The organism is Agrobacterium sp. lyk4-40-TYG-31, from assembly GCF_030209855.1.
In the GTDB taxonomy this organism is placed as follows: Bacteria; Pseudomonadota; Alphaproteobacteria; order Rhizobiales; family Rhizobiaceae; genus Agrobacterium; species Agrobacterium vaccinii.
In genome coordinates this window covers 289725-305718 of the sequence record NZ_JARVRE010000003.1, presented here as the reverse complement: position 1 = coordinate 305718, position 15994 = coordinate 289725, and the positions used below count along the sequence as shown (strand labels likewise).

The following is a 15994-nucleotide window of genomic DNA, read 5'->3' as shown; positions in this document are numbered from 1 at the left end:
GCTCAACCAACCATGATTTCACCGCCGGCAACCGCGATGGCTTGGCCGGTGATGGAGCCTGCGCCCGGTGAGGCGAGCCACAATACGGTGTCTGCCACCTCCTGCGGCTGGATCAGGCGTCCTTGAGGGTTTGACTTGGTGAACTCGGCCAAGGCGTGATCGCGGCTGCGACCGGTCTTTTCCATAATCGTTTCCAGCGAACGCTGAATGATCGGCGTATCGGTAAAACCGGGGCAGACGGCATTGACCGTTACGCCCTTTTTGGCCAGTTCCAACGCCAATGCCCGTGTCATGCCGATGACGCCATGCTTGGCAGCGCAATAGGCGGAGACATAGGCGTAACCCGTCAAGCCCGCCGTGGAGGCGATGTTGATGATGCGGGCACCCGCGCCGTGCGTCTTCAGGTCGGCAAGCGTTGCCTGCGTGACGTTGAAAACGCCGGTGAGATCGACTGACAGCACATGGCTCCACATGTCGAGTGTGGTCTTCTCGAACGAGGCACTCGGCGCTTCCCCGGCATTGTTGACCAGAATAGAAACCGGCCCGAATGTTGCTCGCGCCGTCTCCATGCCCTTGGCAATCGCTTCCGGCTGGGTGACATCGAAACCATCGAGAACCAGGTAATTACCACCAATGGCAGCAGCCACATCCTCCAGCGGCTGACGACGGCGACCGGCCAGCGTAACTTTTGCTCCTGCCTTGGCCAGCGTCATGGCAATGGCCGCACCGATGCCGCTTCCGGCACCAGTCACCAGCGCATGGCGGCCTTCGAGGGTCTGCGTTACCATGCTGACCTCACTTTGCCGCCGCTGCGCGGTCGAGGTTGGCTTCGTATTGCGCTCTTGCCGACATATATTGCTTCGGCCACGCCACGGATTTCAGGCCGATCTTGGCGGCTTCATGCAGAGCCCAGGATGGATCGGCGAGATGCGGGCGGGCGACGGCGCATAGATCCGCACGACCTGCCGAGATGATAGAGTTAGCGTGGTCGGCCTCCGAGATCGCACCGACGGCGATGGTCGGAATGCCGATTTCGTTGCGGATCTTGTCCGAGAATGGCGTCTGGAACAGACGGCCGTAAACCGGCTTTTCTTCTGTCGACACCTGACCGGACGAGCAGTCGATCAGGTCCGCACCCGCATCCTTGAACATCTGCGCATAGATGGCCGCATCCTCAGGCGTGTTGCCGCCTTCGGCCCAGTCGTGGCAGGACAGGCGGACCGAAATTGGCTTGTCCTCGGGCCAGGCTGCACGCACGGCTGCAAAGACTTCCAGCGGATAGCGCGCCATGTTTTCGTGGCTGCCACCATATTCGTCGTCACGCAGATTGGTGAGCGGCGACAGGAAGCTGGACAGCAGATAACCGTGGGCGCAGTGCAGTTCCAGCCAGTCCGCGCCGGTTTCAGCCGCACGCTTGGTTGCGGCAACGAAATTGGCCTTGACGCGGTCCATATCGGCTCGGTCCATCGCCTTGGGAACGACGCTGTGTTTCAGATAGGGTATGGCTGACGCCGAAAACAGCGGCCATGCGCCGTCCTCAAGCGGCTGGTCGATGCCTTCCCAGGCCAGTTTCGTCGCGCCCTTACGCCCGGCATGGCCCAGCTGAATGCCGACCTTTGCCGCACTGTTGGTATGGGCGAAATCCACGAAGCGTTTCCAACCGGCAATCTGCTCGTCGTTCCATAGCCCAAGGCAACCCGGCGTGATGCGGGCATCGGGCGATACGCAGGTCATTTCGGCAAACACGAGACCGGCGCCACCCATGGCGCGAGCGCCCAGATGCACCATATGGAAATCGTCTATCAAACCATCGGTCGCCGAATACATCGCCATGGGCGAGACGACGATGCGGTTGGCAAGCGTGGTGCCGCGCAGCGTATAGGGCGTGAACATTGGCGGCAGACACCGCTCATTGTCCTTCACCTGAAGGCCGGATTGCTGGGCAAACCAGTGTTCGTAGCCTTCCAGCCAGTCCTTGTCGCGCAGGCGCAGATTTTCGTGGCTGATGCGCTGCGAGCGGGTCAGCATCGAATACATGAACTGTTCGGGCGGCAGGGTATCGGCATAACGCTGGCCCACCACTTCAAACCATTCCATGGCATTGCGTGCCGCATTCTGAATGCGGGCGACATCGACGCGGCGAATATCCTCATATGTCTTGAGAACGTCGGGAATGCTGTCCTTGCCGTGACCGGCCTTGTTGAACTGGTTGGCCAATTCAATGGCGTCATCGATGGCAAGCTTGGTGCCGGAGCCGATGGCAAAATGGGCGGTGTGGGCGGCATCGCCCATCAGCACGACATGAGAGTTGCCATTGAAATGGCTCCACTTGCCGCAGATCAGACGGGTGAAGTTGAGCCACGCGCTGCCGCGCATGTGGCGCGCATTGGTCATCAGCTCTGAACCCTCAAGCGTTTCGGCGAAGAGGTCCTGGCAGAAATCAATGGATTGCTGCTGGTCCATCTCACTCAGACCGTGGGCCTGATAGGCCTCTTCCGTCGTTTCGATGATGAAGGTCGAGGTATTCTCGTCGAACTTGTAGATATGCGCCTGGAACCAGCCGTGATCCGTCTTACGGAAATCGAAGGTGAAGGCATCGAACAGCTTGTTTGTGCCAAGCCAGATATAGCGGTTTGGCCGCACCACCAGATCGGGTTCGAAAATCTCTTGATACTTGTTGCGGATTTTGGAGTTGAGACCATCCGACACGATCAGCAGATCGGCGTCAGGATAGTCCAGATCGCTTTGAACTTCGGTCTCGAACACAAGCTCGACACCCAGTGCCTCACAGCGTGCCTGAAGAATGTTGAGCAGCTTCTTGCGACCGATGCCGACGAAACCATGGCCGGTGGTGCGCTGGCGCGTGCCCTTGAACAGGACCTCGATATCGTCCCAGTGGTTGAACGCCTGCTGGATTTCGTCGGCGCTGTCCTTGTCCCAGACCTGCATCGACGCCATGGTCTGATCGGAAAAGACAACGCCCCAGCCGAAGGTGTCATAGGGACGGTTGCGCTCCACCACCGTCACCTGGTGCTCGCGATGCAGCTTCTTCATCAACAGTGCGAAATACAGTCCCGCAGGACCTCCACCAACACAGACGATACGCATGTGACCCTCCACGGTTTTCGACTAAAGCGTCGAGGCAGATATTTATTTGAAGGTTAAAGTAAGTTTGCCGCTCGCCGTTGTCAACCAAAACAAAATCGATTTCACGAATTAGTTTATGTTTAAACTAATTTGATTGGACGCTTGGACGGATGATGCCTCAGAGAGGAGGACAGTCGAACACTTTGCCCGGGTTCATGATGCTGTTGGGGTCGAGCGCCCCTTTGATTGTTGCCATCAGAGCCAATTCTTCCGGCGTGCGGGAAAGGCTCAGATATGGCTTCTTCAACAGGCCGATGCCGTGTTCCGCAGAGATGGTGCCACCTCTGGCCGCAACGAAATTGAAGACCAGTTCGGTAATCTCCTTGTGTGGCTGTTGCTGACCGGCGGAGGGAATGTTGCAGACGAAATGCAGATTGCTGTCGCCGATATGGCCGTAGCTCAGACCGATTGCATCCGGCCAGCGGTGCTGGACCGCAGCTTCGATTTCATCCACGAGTTCGCCTGCGGCACTGGTTGGCACGCCAACATCGAACGCTGTCATCGGCCCCATCAGCTTGCCATATTCCGAAACGCTTTCGCGCACGGCCCAGAGAGACTGAGACTCTCGCTCGGACGATGGCAGGATAGCGTCGGATACGGAGCCTGCTTCGAGCGCTTCTCCAAGCAGTCCCTCCAGAGACGTGCGATTATCATCGGCATCGCGACCCGCCGCTTCGATCAGCACATAGATGCCATGCGGTTGGTTAAAGGCGCAGCGCAGATGCGGCAGGTTTCCGGTCATGAAGTCGTAGAAGCTCGGCCACATGACTTCGAATGAGGTCAGCGCGGACCCGAGGCGCTGGCGTGCGCTCTTTAGCAATTCAAGCATTGAGGGAAAGTCCGGGCAGCCGCAAAAGGCGCTCGCCAGATCTGCGGGTTTTGCCTGAAGCCGCAGGACGGCGCGGGTGATGATGCCGAGCGTTCCCTCCGAGCCGATGAACATGTGCTTGAGATCATAGCCCGCATTGTTCTTCAGCATCTTGTTGAGCGACGTGACGATGGTGCCATCCGGCAGCACGACCTCAAGACCAAGCACGTGTTCGCGTGCCATGCCAAAGCGAATGACGCGGTTGCCCCCGGCATTGGTCGCAAGGTTACCGCCGATGACGCAGCTATCCCGGGCGCCGAGATCGAGACCGAGGAAAAGGCCCGCATGTTCGGCAGCTTTCTGTGCGGCACCCAGTGGTACCCCGGCCTGTACGGTCATGGTTGCCATGACCGTATCGATCTCTTCGATCGCATTCATCCGGTCTAGCGACAGGGCCACGCCGCCTTCGATGGGTCGCGCACCACCTGCAAGACCCGTCAGGCCACCTTGCGGCGTGACGGGAATCTTGAACTGATTGCAGAGTTTAAGCGTCTGCGACACCTGTTCCGTGGTTCTTGGCCGAACCAGCGCCAATGGTACGACGGACGTCATGCCGGACCAATCCGTGTGAAACCGGGCTGGGATATCTGACCCGAACACCACATCGGAGCCGAGTTCGGCTTTCAGGCTGTCCAGAAAATCACTCGCCATGGCCACTCTTCCCCTCGGTTGGCTTGGCTTGGCCACGCGCAACGCAGCCAAGCCTTTGGTCTCGTCAGCGCAATGCTTCGACCATGCGGTCTACGGCGGTCTTCAGGCGCGCATGATCGCGGAACACGCAAAGCCGGATGAAGCCGTTGGAGACGTCGCCGAAGAGGTGGCCGGGGGCGAGCCCGACGCGGGCCTTTTCGAGGATCATGGTGCAGGCTTCGCGGGCATCCGGCACGCCGTCCAAACTGAAGAAGGCATACATGCCGCCTTGCGGCTTTTCGGGCAAGATGATGGAGTTGATCTGCGACAGGCCGTCATAGACGATATCCAAACCGGTTTTCACACGCTCGCGAATATCGGCCACCAGTGGCTCACCCTGCTCGATGGCAGCCACCGCCCCTGCCTGAATAATCGGCGATGTCCCGCTGTTGATATATTGCGTCATCGCCGCCACCTGATCGGCAACGCTTTTCGGGTGGGTCAGCCAGCCCACGCGCCAGCCGGTCATGGCCCAGGCCTTGGAGAAGCTGTTGATGGTGATGACGCGATCTTCTTCATCGGAAATAGGCAGCATGGACGGAGCGACATTGCCCTTGAAATAAAGCCGTCCATAGACCTCGTCGGAGATGATCCAGATACCGGTGCGGCGGCTGAACTCCAGCAGCGCCGCCATTTCTTCCGCCGTCGCCGTCCAGCCCGTTGGGTTGGCGGGGGTGGAGAGGAAAATGGCGCGGGTGCGCGCGTCGCAGGAGGCGAAGAGCTTGTCCAGATCCAGATGCCAGCCATTGTCATAGTTCAGCGAGACAGGACGTGGCTCTGCACCCAGCAAGTGTATGGCGTTGTGAATATTAGGCCACTGCGGCGCGACATAGACGACATTCGTGCCGACCTCGGCAATCAGGGCCAGCGCGATGTAAAGCGCCTGCATGCCGCCCGGCGCGACGGTGGTGCAGGCAAGATCAATATTGCGACCGTGCAGCTTCGATTGGTATTCGCTAAGTGCGGCCTTCAACTTGTTGGTACCGCGCATATCCGGCACATAGAAGGTCTCGCCATCATCCAGCGCCTTCTTGGCGGCTTCGCGGATGAAGGATGGCGTGACCATATCGCCTTCGCCATACCAGAGCGCGATGACGTCTTCGAGCTTGGCAGCGCGCACGGCAAGGGCCGCGATATTTTCGGTGTGCAGATCCTTGATCTGGTCCCGGATGCCGCTGAAAGCGGTCAATGCGCGGTTCTTCGCCGCAATCTGACTGTCCATGAAAGACATGTTGGTTCTCCCTTTCGTGACGTGTCCCCGTTTCATCGGGGAATGTGGTTATGGGTTTGGTTGTCCCAGATCGTGATAGAGCCCGGCCATGATCGCGAGGCCTTCGCGCACAATGCTGACGGGCAGATGTTCGTTGGCAGCGTGTTGCAGGCAGCCGGGGTAGGAATGCGGAATCCAGACCGTCGGCAGGCCAAGCTGATCCGAGAAGATATTGTTGGGCAGAGAGCCGCCGAGATTGGGCAGGATGGCCGGTGGCGTGCCGGTTGTCTTTTCAATGGAAGCCGCAACGCGGCGCACCCAGGGATGATCCGGGTCCAGACGGCTGGCCGGAAAGATCGCGTCTGATGGATCGGTGACGACCACGCGGTCATAACCCGCTTCTTTCAGCACCCGCCGGACCGCCGGGACCACCGCTGCGTAATCGACATTGACCGGAAAGCGCAGCTGCATACGCGCTCGCGCCTTGGGCGGAATGGCGTAAAGCGGCTGGGCAAGGTTGCCGCATTCCATTTCCATCACTTCGAATGACGACCAGGCGAAGACTTTTTCTTCAGACGTCAGCCCCGGTTCGCCCCACCATTCCTCGATGGAAGGATCGCCCGCTGTCGGCTCGATATGGCAGCGCGTGAGTGCGGCGCGCACGTTTTCAGGGATATGACCCGGTGTCATTTCCGGCACCTTGATCTGGCCGGTACGGCTGACGAGTTCGGTAATGGCGTGGCAAAGCTCGATGCCAGGATTCGCCAGCAACCCGCCCCAATTGCCGGAATGCTGGAAGTCTTCGCGGGCATTCACTTCCATATGGAAAGACAGGCCGCCGCGTGCGCCGAGAAAGATCGTCGGCTGATTGAGTGCCAATCGTGGACCATCCGAGGCGATCAGCACGTCTGCCTTCAGCAAATCGCGATTGCGTTCGCAGACGGTATCAAGACCCGGTGAGCCTGACTCCTCACCCATTTCGATCAGGTATTTGAGGTTGAAGCCAAGGGAGCCACGAGTCGCAAGCACGGCCTCGATGGCAGCCATATTGATGGAATGCTGGCCCTTGTTGTCGGCGGTGCCGCGCCCATACCAATTGCCGTCCCGCTCGGTCATCTCGAAAGGTGTGAGACCCTCCGCCCATTGCCCATCCAGACCGGCGACGACATCGCCGTGACCATATTGCAGGATGGTGAGGAAATCAGGATTTTCGATGCGCTGCGCCAGCAGGAACGGGCCGGGTGCCGCATCGTCATGCAACAGGGTGGTCATGAAACCCATGCGCTCGAAATGCGGCTGCATTTCCTCATGCAGATAGCGTTCGAGATCGGCCTTGCGCTCCTTGAGACGGCTGGCCGACTGGATGGCCACACGGCGGCGCATCGTGGCCTCGAAGGAACCGTCCGAGAGCTGATCGAGTGCCCTGGTAATGGCATTCTCGCGCGATGACAGGGTCTGGTTCATGCTCCGGTCCTTGTTTTGAGTTCACGCATGGCAGCAGCTTTCGCCGAGGCGGTCGAGAAAGGCGACGCAGCGTTCCAGTTCAGAGATTTCGATGCTTTCATCCGGCTGGTGGGCATCGGCAATATCGCCCGGACCGACGACGAAGGACGGTGTGTTTGCCAGCTGGAAGATACCGGCCTCCGTGCCATAGGAGACGTAGCGTGGTGATGGCTTATCAAGAAGATCGAGCACCTTGCGTGTCAACGTTTCAGCTTCGGGTTTGAGGCCGGGTATACGGGCCTGAACCTCGATGCTGATGCCGCAATCGGGGTCCACCGCTTTCATGGCGGGTTCGATAACATCGGATGCGTAACGTTTGATGCGATCGAGAACTGCGTAGTCATCCTCACCCGGAATGATCCGCATCTCCCAGAAGAAATCGCAAGTCTCGGCCACGATATTGCCATGCAGCCCACCTTTGATCTGGTTGACCTGAATGGTGGAATAGGGTGGATCGAGGCCCTCGAATTGCGGCCCGCTGCGCATATCCGCGCGGATTCTGTTGATCTCGGAAATCAGTTCGGCGGCGGCCATCACCGCATTGACGTAGCGATCCGGCTGCGAGGAGTGCCCAGGTTTGCCGCGCAAGCGCGCCCAGCCGATGAGGCCGCCCTTGTGTGCCGAAACGACATCCATGGCTGTGGCTTCACCGATGATAGCCATTTGTGGCGCAAGCCCGCTTTTGCCGATCCACTCGGCCATGGAGCCCACGCCGGTGCAGCCCACTTCCTCATCGTAGGAAAAGGCGAGATGAACAGGGCGTTTCAAGGGTCGCGCAGCGATTGTGGGCAAGGCAGTCAGGCAGCAGGCGAGAAAGCCTTTCATATCCGTCGCGCCTCGTCCGATGACTCGCGAACCGTTCTGGCGCAAGACCCAAGGATCCCCGCTCCAGGCTTGGCCAGCCACGGGAACGACGTCGGTGTGGCCGCTGAAGACGATGCCGCCGGGGGCGTCCGGGCCAATCGAGACCAGCAGGTTTGCCTTGTCACCTTCCGCATTGGGAAAGCGCCGTAGCCTTGCGCCGAAGGGCGCAACGGCGGTTTCCAGGTGATCCAGCAGGGTGAGATTGGAGACGGCGCTGACGGTTGGGAACGCGACGAGGTCTGCGAGGTGGCGGGTGACGTCAGTGGAGATGGACACGGACTTGTCTCCCCGAAAAACTTACGCGATTGAGCGTTTTGATGTGCCGCTCACTCCCCTCTGTCCTGCCGGACATCTCCCCCACAAGGGGGGAGATCGACTCGCGGCAGCCTGTCGGCCATCTCGTAGGTCGATAAATGGGTGATGTCGGTGCGTCTTGCCGATCTCCCCCCTTGAGGGGGAGATGCCCGGCAGGGCAGAGGGGGGTATCCCACGCTCCAACATTCATAGTCACATGCCCATCAGACCGCATCAGACAATCCCTCCGCCTTGAAATCCTCAGCGAAATGGCAGGCCGCAAACCGATTGGTATCGGTCTGCCGCAGCGCCGGGCTGTCATTCGAGCAAAGAGGCCGCGCGATTACGCAGCGGGGATGGAAATGGCATCCCAATGGCGGGTTGAGCGGAGACGGCATCTCGCCCTTGATCGCTGTGAAAACCCGCTTCTTCGGCTCGAGCGTCGGAATTTCCTTCAACAGCGCGCGCGTATAGGGGTGGTGCGGATTGGCGAACAGCGTTTCGGTTTCCGCAAGCTCCACGATGCGGCCCAAATACATGACGGCGATGCGGTCGCAGAAGTTTTCGATCATGCCGAGATCGTGGCTGACGAAGATATAGGTAAGATCCAGATCCTTCTTCAACTCGACGAAGAGGTTGAGGATCTGCGCCTGAATGGACACGTCGAGTGCAGCGGTCGACTCGTCGCAGACGAGAATGCGCGGCTTGACGGCCAGCGCCCGCGCGATGCCGATGCGCGCCCGCTGGCCACCGGAAAACTGGTGCGGATAGAGATCGCGGCTGGCGGGGTCCAGACCCACGCGCTTCATGATGTCGCTGACGTAAGTCGTCATTTCGCTGCCGCGGATGATGCCATGGAAGACTGCCGCCTCGCCAATCGTTTCCATCACCCGCTTGCGTGGATTGAGCGATGCGGTGGCGTCCTGAAACACCATCTGGACGGAAAGGCTTGCCTTGCGCCGCTCTGCTTCAGACATGGTCGCAAAGTCGCGGCCCTCCAGCAGGATTTTGCCCTGAGACGGAGCCAGAATGCCCGAGATGATGCGGGCGAGCGTGGATTTGCCACAGCCGGATTCGCCCACGAGGCCGACGATTTCGCCGGGACGGACATCGAGATTGATGCCATCGACGGCGCGAACGACCTGTTCGGAATTCTTGCGGGTGACGAAATCGACGATGCGCTGGGCAAAATCCGGCGTGCCGCGAAACTGGCGCGAGACGGCGTCGAGTTTAAGGATGGGCTGCATGTCTCAAGCCTCCTGTCGCGGATGGTGGCAGCGTGCAAAGCGGCCGGAGGGATCGGTGACGACGGGAGGAAGTGTCGTCGTGCAGATCTCCGTGCGGGCCGAACAGCGCGGATGGAAGGCGCAACCTGTGGGCATATTGCCAAGGCTGGGTGTCGAGCCCGGAATTTGCGCCAGCGGTTGGCCGCGCTTGTTCTGACTGGGCACCGATGCGATGAGGCCAGCGGTATAGTGGTGGCGCGGCGCGGTCAGCACCTCGGCCACTGTCCCCGTTTCCACGATGCGACCGGCATACATGACGGCGATGCGGTCTGCGAGACCGGCCACGACCGAAAGGTCATGCGTGATCCACACCAGTGCAGTCCCGTTTTCAGCCGCCAGCCGCTGCACCTCACCCAGAATCTGGGCCTGAATGGTGACATCGAGCGCCGTCGTTGGCTCATCGGCAATCAGCACCGCGGGACGATGCAACAGCGCAATGGCAATGGCCACACGCTGGCGCATGCCGCCGGAAAACTGGTGCGGATAGGCCTCCAGTCGCGATTCCGGCGAGGGAATGCCGACGGCTTTCAAGGCTTCGATGGCACGCGCGCGGGCGGCGGACCTGGAAACCTTCTCATGGGCATCGATTGCTTCGATAATCTGCGTGTCGATACGCAGCACCGGGTTGAGCGTCGAGATCGGGTCCTGAAAGATCATGGCGATGCGGTTGCCGCGCAGGTTGCGCATGGCACTATCGCTGATATCGGCAATGCTGCGACCTTCAAGGATCACCCGACCGGCGGAAATCTTGCCGGGCTCATCGATCAGTCCCATCGTGGCCAAACCCGTCACGGATTTGCCGGAACCGGATTCGCCCACCACCCCCAGCACCTCGCCGGGATTGACGTGAAAGCTGACGTCATTGACCGCTGTTACCACGCCCTTGCGGGTGTGGAAGGTGACGCTGAGATTTTCAACCGAAAGAGCAGGTGTGATCATTTTCGTTTGTACCTGCATCATTGGACGAACCTCGGGTTAAGCACGGCCCGCAGGCGATCACCGACCAGATTGATGGCGACGACGATGAGGACGAGTGCGACGCCGGGATAGGTCGAGACCCAGTAATTGCCTGACAGCAGGAAGTCATAGCCGGAGGCGATCAGCATGCCGAGCGATGGCTGGGTGACGGGAACGCCGACGCCGAGGAAGGACAGCGTCGATTCCAGTGTGATGGCATGGGCCACCTGAACCGTTGAAACGACGATGAGCGGCGGAATGCAGTTCGGCAGCATGTGCCGCACGAGGATGCGCCACTGCGAAATCTCAAGACAGCGGGCAGCGGCAATGTAATCCTTGTTCTTTTCGACCAGCGCCGAACCGCGCACCGTTCTGGCATAATAGGCCCATTGAACGAAGACGAGGGACAGAATGACCTTGTCGAGACCGCGTCCAAAGACCGTCAGAAGCACGAGTGCAATCAGGATCGAGGGAAAGGAAAGCTGCAAATCGACGATGCGCATCACCAGCGCATCGAAACGCCCGCCGATATAGGCCGAGAGGACTCCAACCAGCGCCCCGATGATGCTGGCAATCACCACCGAAGCAATGCCGACGCCCAAGGAAACGCGCATGCCATACATGATGGCCGAGAGCATGTCGCGGCCCTGATCATCGGTGCCGAGCCATGCGGTCAAGCCGGTTCCAAGCGTCGAGCCCGGTGGCAGCATGTTGTCCATGATGTCGAGTTGCATCAGGTCGTAAGGGTTCTGCGGCGCGATCAGCGGTGCGAAGATCGCGACGAAGGCGAGGATCAGAAGAATGGTCAGTCCGATCACGGCTTCCGTGCTGGAAACCAGATCGCGCAATTGCCGCAGAAGCAGCTTTTCGCCCTTGGAGGTGGTTGCCGGAAGAGGTGGCGTGGTGGCGTCTATGTTGCTCATGGCTTACTCGCTTGTCCCGCCGAGCCGGACGCGCGGATCGAGCGCGACATACAGCATATCGACGATGAAATTGATGACGACGAAGATCACCGTGGTGACCATGAGGTAGGCGACGACAACGGGCCTATCGAGCCGGTTGATCGATTCAATCAGCAGTTTGCCCATGCCGGGGAAGGCAAAGACCGTTTCGATGACGACGGTAAAGGCGATCATCGCGCCGAATTCCATGCCGAGGATGGTGACGACCGGAATCATCATGTTCTTCAACAGATGCAACCGAATGATGCGGAAGCGGCCAAGGCCCTTGGCGCGGGCAAAGCGGATATATTCCTGCGTCACAACTTCGCGGGTTCCCGCCTCACACAGTCTGACGACCAGCGACGCCTTGTAGAGCGCAAGTGTGAGCGATGGCAGGATGAGGTGACGAATGCCTTCCCAGGTGAAGATCGACAGCTGCATTCCAAGTACGGTGGTGGTGGGGCCGCGCCCGCCTGCGGGTAGCCAGCCCAGATAGACCGAGAAGAACAGGATCATCATCAGGCCGATCCAGAAATTCGGCAGGGAAAAGCCGAAGATCGAGGTGGACATGATGGCGCGCGCCGCAATCGATTTTGGCCGCAAGCCGGCGATGACGCCGAGGGGAACGCCGATGAGAACCGAGAAGGTGAGTGCCAGAACGGCAAGCTCCAATGTCGCGGGCAACCGTTCCCCGATTACCGACAGCGCCGATTTGCCGTAGACGAAGGAGGACCCGAGGTCACCATGCAGAGCATTGGTGATGAAGCTGACGAATTGCACCGGCAAGGGCTGGTCGAGGCCGAAGCGGGCGGCAAGGGCTGCGCGCTCGGCCTGATCCGCATCGGGGCTGGCCAGCATGTCCACCGGACTGCCGAGAGCGAAGACCGCGAGAAAGACGAGAACCGCCATGGTGAAAAGCACCAGGCAGGATTGTCCCAACCTGCGTATGAGATAGGCTACCATCTGTTCGACCACCGAAATAGCTGACGCAGGGCGCTGTGGCGCACCGCGTGATTATATTTGGGGAGGGCGAACCGGCGTGAGGCCGATCCGCCGTGATACAGCTTTATTGTGCAGGCTCGAAGCTCAGCGCCGAGGTGCGTTCATCCATGCGCGGGATGATCTTGATGCCCTTCTTGGCCGCCCAGGTCATGCCCTGGAAATAGAGCGGCACGATTGGCATGTCGTCATTGACGGTATGGACTGCTGCCTTCAGCATATCGTTGCGCTTGGCGTCGTCCATTTCAGATGTCAGGGCCACAAGCTGTTCGGTGAGTGCCGGATTGCAATAATGGCTCCAGTTCACCACACCCCAGCCGCGGGCCTTATCGGGACACGCCACCATCATGCGGATACCGGAGGAAGCCTCGGCAGTTTGAACACCCCAGCCCATCATGACGGCTGAGAACTCGCCCTTGTTGCCCTTGGTGTTGATGGCAGAGAAGGGAACGGCATCGACATCCGTGCGAATGCCGATACGTGTGAGCATCTGCGCGATGGCCTGTGCCACGCGCTCATCGTTCAGAAGGCGGTTGTTCGGCGTGCCGAGCGTCAGGCGGAAACCATCGGGATAATCGGCATCGGCCAGAAGCTTTTTCGCGGCGGCTTGGTCGAAGGGTACATTCTCCAATGCAGGATCAAAGCCCAGCATCTGATCGGTGGAGAGATTGTTGGTCGGATAGGCAAGGCCCATCATGAGGCGGTCGCTGATCGCCTTGCGGTCGATGGCCATGTTGATGGCTTTGCGCACGCGCACATCGGTGAGCGGGTTCTTGGCAATAGCGGAACCATCCGCAGCCTTTACGCCCGGCGAGCTGTCACGACCGCTGTCTAGGAAGAGGAATACCAGACGGTGCGTCTTCTTGGCACTGTAGACCAGATCGGGATTGGCTTTGACCTTTTCGATATCAGGTGTGGGCACGTTTTCGATAGCGTTGACATCGCCAGACAGCAGAGCCGTCATGCGGCTGCCATCGTTGGGCATGAAGCGGATGGTGACGTTGTCCCAGGCTGGCTTGCCACCCCAGTAGTCATCGAAGCGGGTCATGACGACGCGGTCGTCAGGTGTGTATTTCACGAACTTGTATGGCCCGGTGCCGATCATATGCTCAGGCGTCGCGAATTTCTCGCTGGTAATACCTTCGCTTGCCTTTTTGCTGACGATGAACACCGAGGTGAGGTCGGCGGGCAGCAAGGGATAAGGCGTCTTGGTGATCAGGCGAATGGTGTGCGGGTCCACGACCTCTGTCTTGGTGATGGCGCGTGTGTAGATCGCGAAGCTGGACGGGCTGTTTTCAATCGTGTTGGGGCGCTGAAGAGACCAGGCGACGTCTTCGGCGGTGAAATCGCTGCCATCCTGAAACTTGGCGGGGCGCAGTTTGAATTCCCAGGTGAGATCATCGATCTTCGTCCAGGATTCGGCCAGATTGGGTATGATCCGGCTGTCGGGGTCCATCTGGGTCAAGGTTTCGAACATGTTGCGCGAGACGGCAATGTTCTGGCTCGCATTGTGGAATTGCGGGTCCATGGATGTCGCCGACGAGCTGTAGGCGAGATTGAGGTCTTCGGCCCACACGTTGGCGGCAGGCACAAGTGCCGAGAGCGCGAGAGCGGCGGCAAAGCGTCGTAATGATGAATAGGGCAGTTTCGCTGAAGCGTGCATTGTCTGTTCCCTTTATTGATTGACGGAATTCTTTTATGTCTCTTGTAGTGGACATATGATCCCTATAAGATAGTTTAGGGTTATAATTTCTGCGATGTCAACAGGGAGATATGTGCAAATGCATGTGAGGGCGCGGGGGACAGATCGGCTGCTGGACGTGCTGGAACTGGTGGCGGCGCAGCAGCAGCCGGCCACGCGCAATGCCATAGCAGCCATGCTCGGCGCACCGCGATCCACGGTTTACAGCATCATCGATACGTTGATGGAGCGCGGATTTCTGGACCAGACGGAGCCGGACGGTTTGATCGTGCCGGGCAGGCAGTGCGGACTCCTCGGTCAGGTCTATGACCGCAGCGCACCGCTGGCCCGTCAGGCGAAAGAGGTGATCCGAAACCTTGCCCAAAGCACCCGCGAAGTCTGCGAACTCGATCTGCTGCACGATTGGAAGCAGTTGATTATGATATCCATTTCCGGTCGCGGCCATGGATATCGTACCGCCGTCGAAGGCTCTCGTTTCCCGCTGCCATCCACCGCCGCCGCCCGCTTTTTGCTGGATGGTTACAGCGCAGCCGACCTCGAGCGTTCTATCCCGGCAGAGGATTTTACCTCGCTGACCGGCACCGTCTCGTCACCCGCCCAGCTTCACCGGGAGGTCGAGCTTGCGCGCGCGCAGGGTTATTGGGTCACACGCGCGCTGGTCGACCCCTATGTCGCCTGCGTCACGGCACCCGTTCGCGACCGGCAGGGGCGCTGCATCGCGTCGATCTGCCTTGTGGTGGCATTGCAAGATATCGACAAGCGTGAGGCTGACTATATTTCTGCAACGACGGCGGCGGCAGCGGAACTCAGCCGCCATTGCGCGCTGCTGGAGAACCCGACGTTCTAGCAAGGGATGCTTACCGCACCTTTTCCCGGCTGAATTTCTTTTCCAGCATGCCGACCAGCCGCACCATCGGCCACAGAAACGCGATGTAGATCAGTGCCGCCCCGATGAGCGGCGTCGGGTTGGCGTAAAGCGCCTGGGCATCCAGCCCTTCCTTCATCAGTTCCGCCAGCGCCACGGTCGAGGCCAGTGAGGTATCCTTGAACATCGACACGCAATTGTTCGTCGCTGGCGGAATGACGACACGCACCGCCTGGGGCAGGATGACTTTGCGCAAGGTGACCAGAAACGGCAGACCGAGCGCGGCAGCGGCCTCGAACTGCCCGGAGGGAATGCCTTCGATGCCGGAGCGGAACACCTCGGCCATATAGGCTGCCATCACCAATGCGAAAGCGAGGATCGCGCAGGTCCAGGATGACATGCGAATGCCGATGAATGGCAAAGCGAAGTAGATCAGCATCAGCACGACCAGCATCGGTGCTGCGCGGAATATGTCGATATAGAACACCGCCAGATAGCGCACCGGCTTTGGCCCATAGAGCCGCAGAAGCCCGATGATCAACCCTGCCGGTATGCCAAGGCCGATGCCTGCAATGCCAAGCAGAAACGTGTTGAGCAGACCCCGCAGCAGTGCCGGAAACGCGCTGCCCAGGATTTCGGCGTTGAAGAAGGTGTCGAGGATGGTCATA

At 59.6% G+C, this 15994-nt stretch carries 13 protein-coding genes; 1 reads left to right on the top strand and 12 read right to left on the bottom strand.

Annotated elements, in window-relative coordinates; genetic code table 11:
- Window positions 1-2: 2 nt before the first annotated feature.
- From QRN55_RS04570 to QRN55_RS04520, 11 genes are all read right to left on the bottom strand, one after another.
- Complete coding sequence (locus tag QRN55_RS04570; protein ID WP_284775209.1) at window positions 3-788, bottom strand: SDR family NAD(P)-dependent oxidoreductase; 786 nt, start codon at window positions 786-788, stop codon at window positions 3-5.
- 7 nt (window positions 789-795) lie between these two features.
- Window positions 796-3108: a bifunctional salicylyl-CoA 5-hydroxylase/oxidoreductase gene (locus tag QRN55_RS04565; protein WP_284775206.1), complete on the bottom strand. Its 2313-nt coding sequence runs from the start codon at window positions 3106-3108 to the stop codon at window positions 796-798.
- Between the two features lie 157 nt (window positions 3109-3265).
- On the bottom strand, window positions 3266-4666 hold the full coding sequence (locus QRN55_RS04560) for an FAD-binding oxidoreductase (protein ID WP_284775204.1): 1401 nt from the start codon (window positions 4664-4666) through the stop codon (window positions 3266-3268).
- Between the two features lie 64 nt (window positions 4667-4730).
- Complete coding sequence (locus QRN55_RS04555) at window positions 4731-5936, bottom strand: pyridoxal phosphate-dependent aminotransferase (RefSeq protein WP_284775202.1); 1206 nt, start codon at window positions 5934-5936, stop codon at window positions 4731-4733.
- A 48-nt stretch (window positions 5937-5984) separates the two neighbouring features.
- A complete protein-coding gene (locus QRN55_RS04550; RefSeq protein ID WP_284775200.1) occupies window positions 5985-7379 on the bottom strand; it encodes a M20 family metallopeptidase in 1395 nt (464 codons plus the stop codon).
- Window positions 7380-7400: 21 nt separating this feature from the next.
- On the bottom strand, window positions 7401-8558 hold the full coding sequence (gene argE / locus QRN55_RS04545; RefSeq protein ID WP_284775198.1) for an acetylornithine deacetylase: 1158 nt from the start codon (window positions 8556-8558) through the stop codon (window positions 7401-7403).
- Between the two features lie 242 nt (window positions 8559-8800).
- Window positions 8801-9823, bottom strand: a complete 1023-nt coding sequence (locus QRN55_RS04540) for an ABC transporter ATP-binding protein (protein WP_284775196.1) — start codon at window positions 9821-9823, stop codon at window positions 8801-8803.
- A 3-nt stretch (window positions 9824-9826) separates the two neighbouring features.
- Complete coding sequence (locus tag QRN55_RS04535) at window positions 9827-10798, bottom strand: ABC transporter ATP-binding protein (protein WP_502871294.1); 972 nt, start codon at window positions 10796-10798, stop codon at window positions 9827-9829.
- A gap of 20 nt (window positions 10799-10818) precedes the next feature.
- The gene (locus QRN55_RS04530) at window positions 10819-11742 is read right to left on the bottom strand and encodes an ABC transporter permease (RefSeq protein WP_284775194.1); all 924 of its coding nucleotides are present in this window, start codon (window positions 11740-11742) and stop codon (window positions 10819-10821) included.
- Between the two features lie 3 nt (window positions 11743-11745).
- The gene (locus QRN55_RS04525; RefSeq protein WP_284775192.1) at window positions 11746-12723 is read right to left on the bottom strand and encodes an ABC transporter permease; all 978 of its coding nucleotides are present in this window, start codon (window positions 12721-12723) and stop codon (window positions 11746-11748) included.
- A 103-nt stretch (window positions 12724-12826) separates the two neighbouring features.
- Window positions 12827-14422, bottom strand: a complete 1596-nt coding sequence (locus QRN55_RS04520; RefSeq protein WP_284775190.1) for an ABC transporter substrate-binding protein — start codon at window positions 14420-14422, stop codon at window positions 12827-12829.
- A gap of 118 nt (window positions 14423-14540) precedes the next feature.
- Here QRN55_RS04520 and QRN55_RS04515 point away from each other — a divergent pair, with 118 nt between their 5' ends.
- Window positions 14541-15308, top strand: coding sequence for an IclR family transcriptional regulator (locus QRN55_RS04515; RefSeq protein WP_284775188.1), 768 nt, complete (start codon window positions 14541-14543; stop codon window positions 15306-15308).
- A 10-nt stretch (window positions 15309-15318) separates the two neighbouring features.
- Here QRN55_RS04515 and QRN55_RS04510 read toward each other — a convergent pair whose 3' ends face one another.
- A complete protein-coding gene (locus tag QRN55_RS04510; RefSeq protein WP_284775456.1) occupies window positions 15319-15993 on the bottom strand; it encodes an amino acid ABC transporter permease in 675 nt (224 codons plus the stop codon).
- Window position 15994: the final 1 nt, after the last annotated feature.

What these genes read in the sequence shown, in the direction of transcription:
- QRN55_RS04570 (WP_284775209.1), bottom strand. Translation starts at nt 788, where the DNA reads ATGGTAACGCAGACCCTCGAAGGCCGCCATGCGCTGGTGACTGGTGCC.
- QRN55_RS04565 (WP_284775206.1), bottom strand. Translation starts at nt 3,108, where the DNA reads ATGCGTATCGTCTGTGTTGGTGGAGGTCCTGCGGGACTGTATTTCGCA.
- QRN55_RS04560 (WP_284775204.1), bottom strand. Translation starts at nt 4,666, where the DNA reads ATGGCGAGTGATTTTCTGGACAGCCTGAAAGCCGAACTCGGCTCCGAT.
- QRN55_RS04555 (WP_284775202.1), bottom strand. Translation starts at nt 5,936, where the DNA reads ATGTCTTTCATGGACAGTCAGATTGCGGCGAAGAACCGCGCATTGACC.
- QRN55_RS04550 (WP_284775200.1), bottom strand. Translation starts at nt 7,379, where the DNA reads ATGAACCAGACCCTGTCATCGCGCGAGAATGCCATTACCAGGGCACTC.
- QRN55_RS04540 (WP_284775196.1), bottom strand. Translation starts at nt 9,823, where the DNA reads ATGCAGCCCATCCTTAAACTCGACGCCGTCTCGCGCCAGTTTCGCGGC.
- QRN55_RS04530 (WP_284775194.1), bottom strand. Translation starts at nt 11,742, where the DNA reads ATGAGCAACATAGACGCCACCACGCCACCTCTTCCGGCAACCACCTCC.
- QRN55_RS04525 (WP_284775192.1), bottom strand. Translation starts at nt 12,723, where the DNA reads ATGGTAGCCTATCTCATACGCAGGTTGGGACAATCCTGCCTGGTGCTT.
- QRN55_RS04520 (WP_284775190.1), bottom strand. Translation starts at nt 14,422, where the DNA reads ATGCACGCTTCAGCGAAACTGCCCTATTCATCATTACGACGCTTTGCC.
- QRN55_RS04515 (WP_284775188.1), top strand. Translation starts at nt 14,541, where the DNA reads ATGCATGTGAGGGCGCGGGGGACAGATCGGCTGCTGGACGTGCTGGAA.
- QRN55_RS04510 (WP_284775456.1), bottom strand. Translation starts at nt 15,993, where the DNA reads ATGACCATCCTCGACACCTTCTTCAACGCCGAAATCCTGGGCAGCGCG.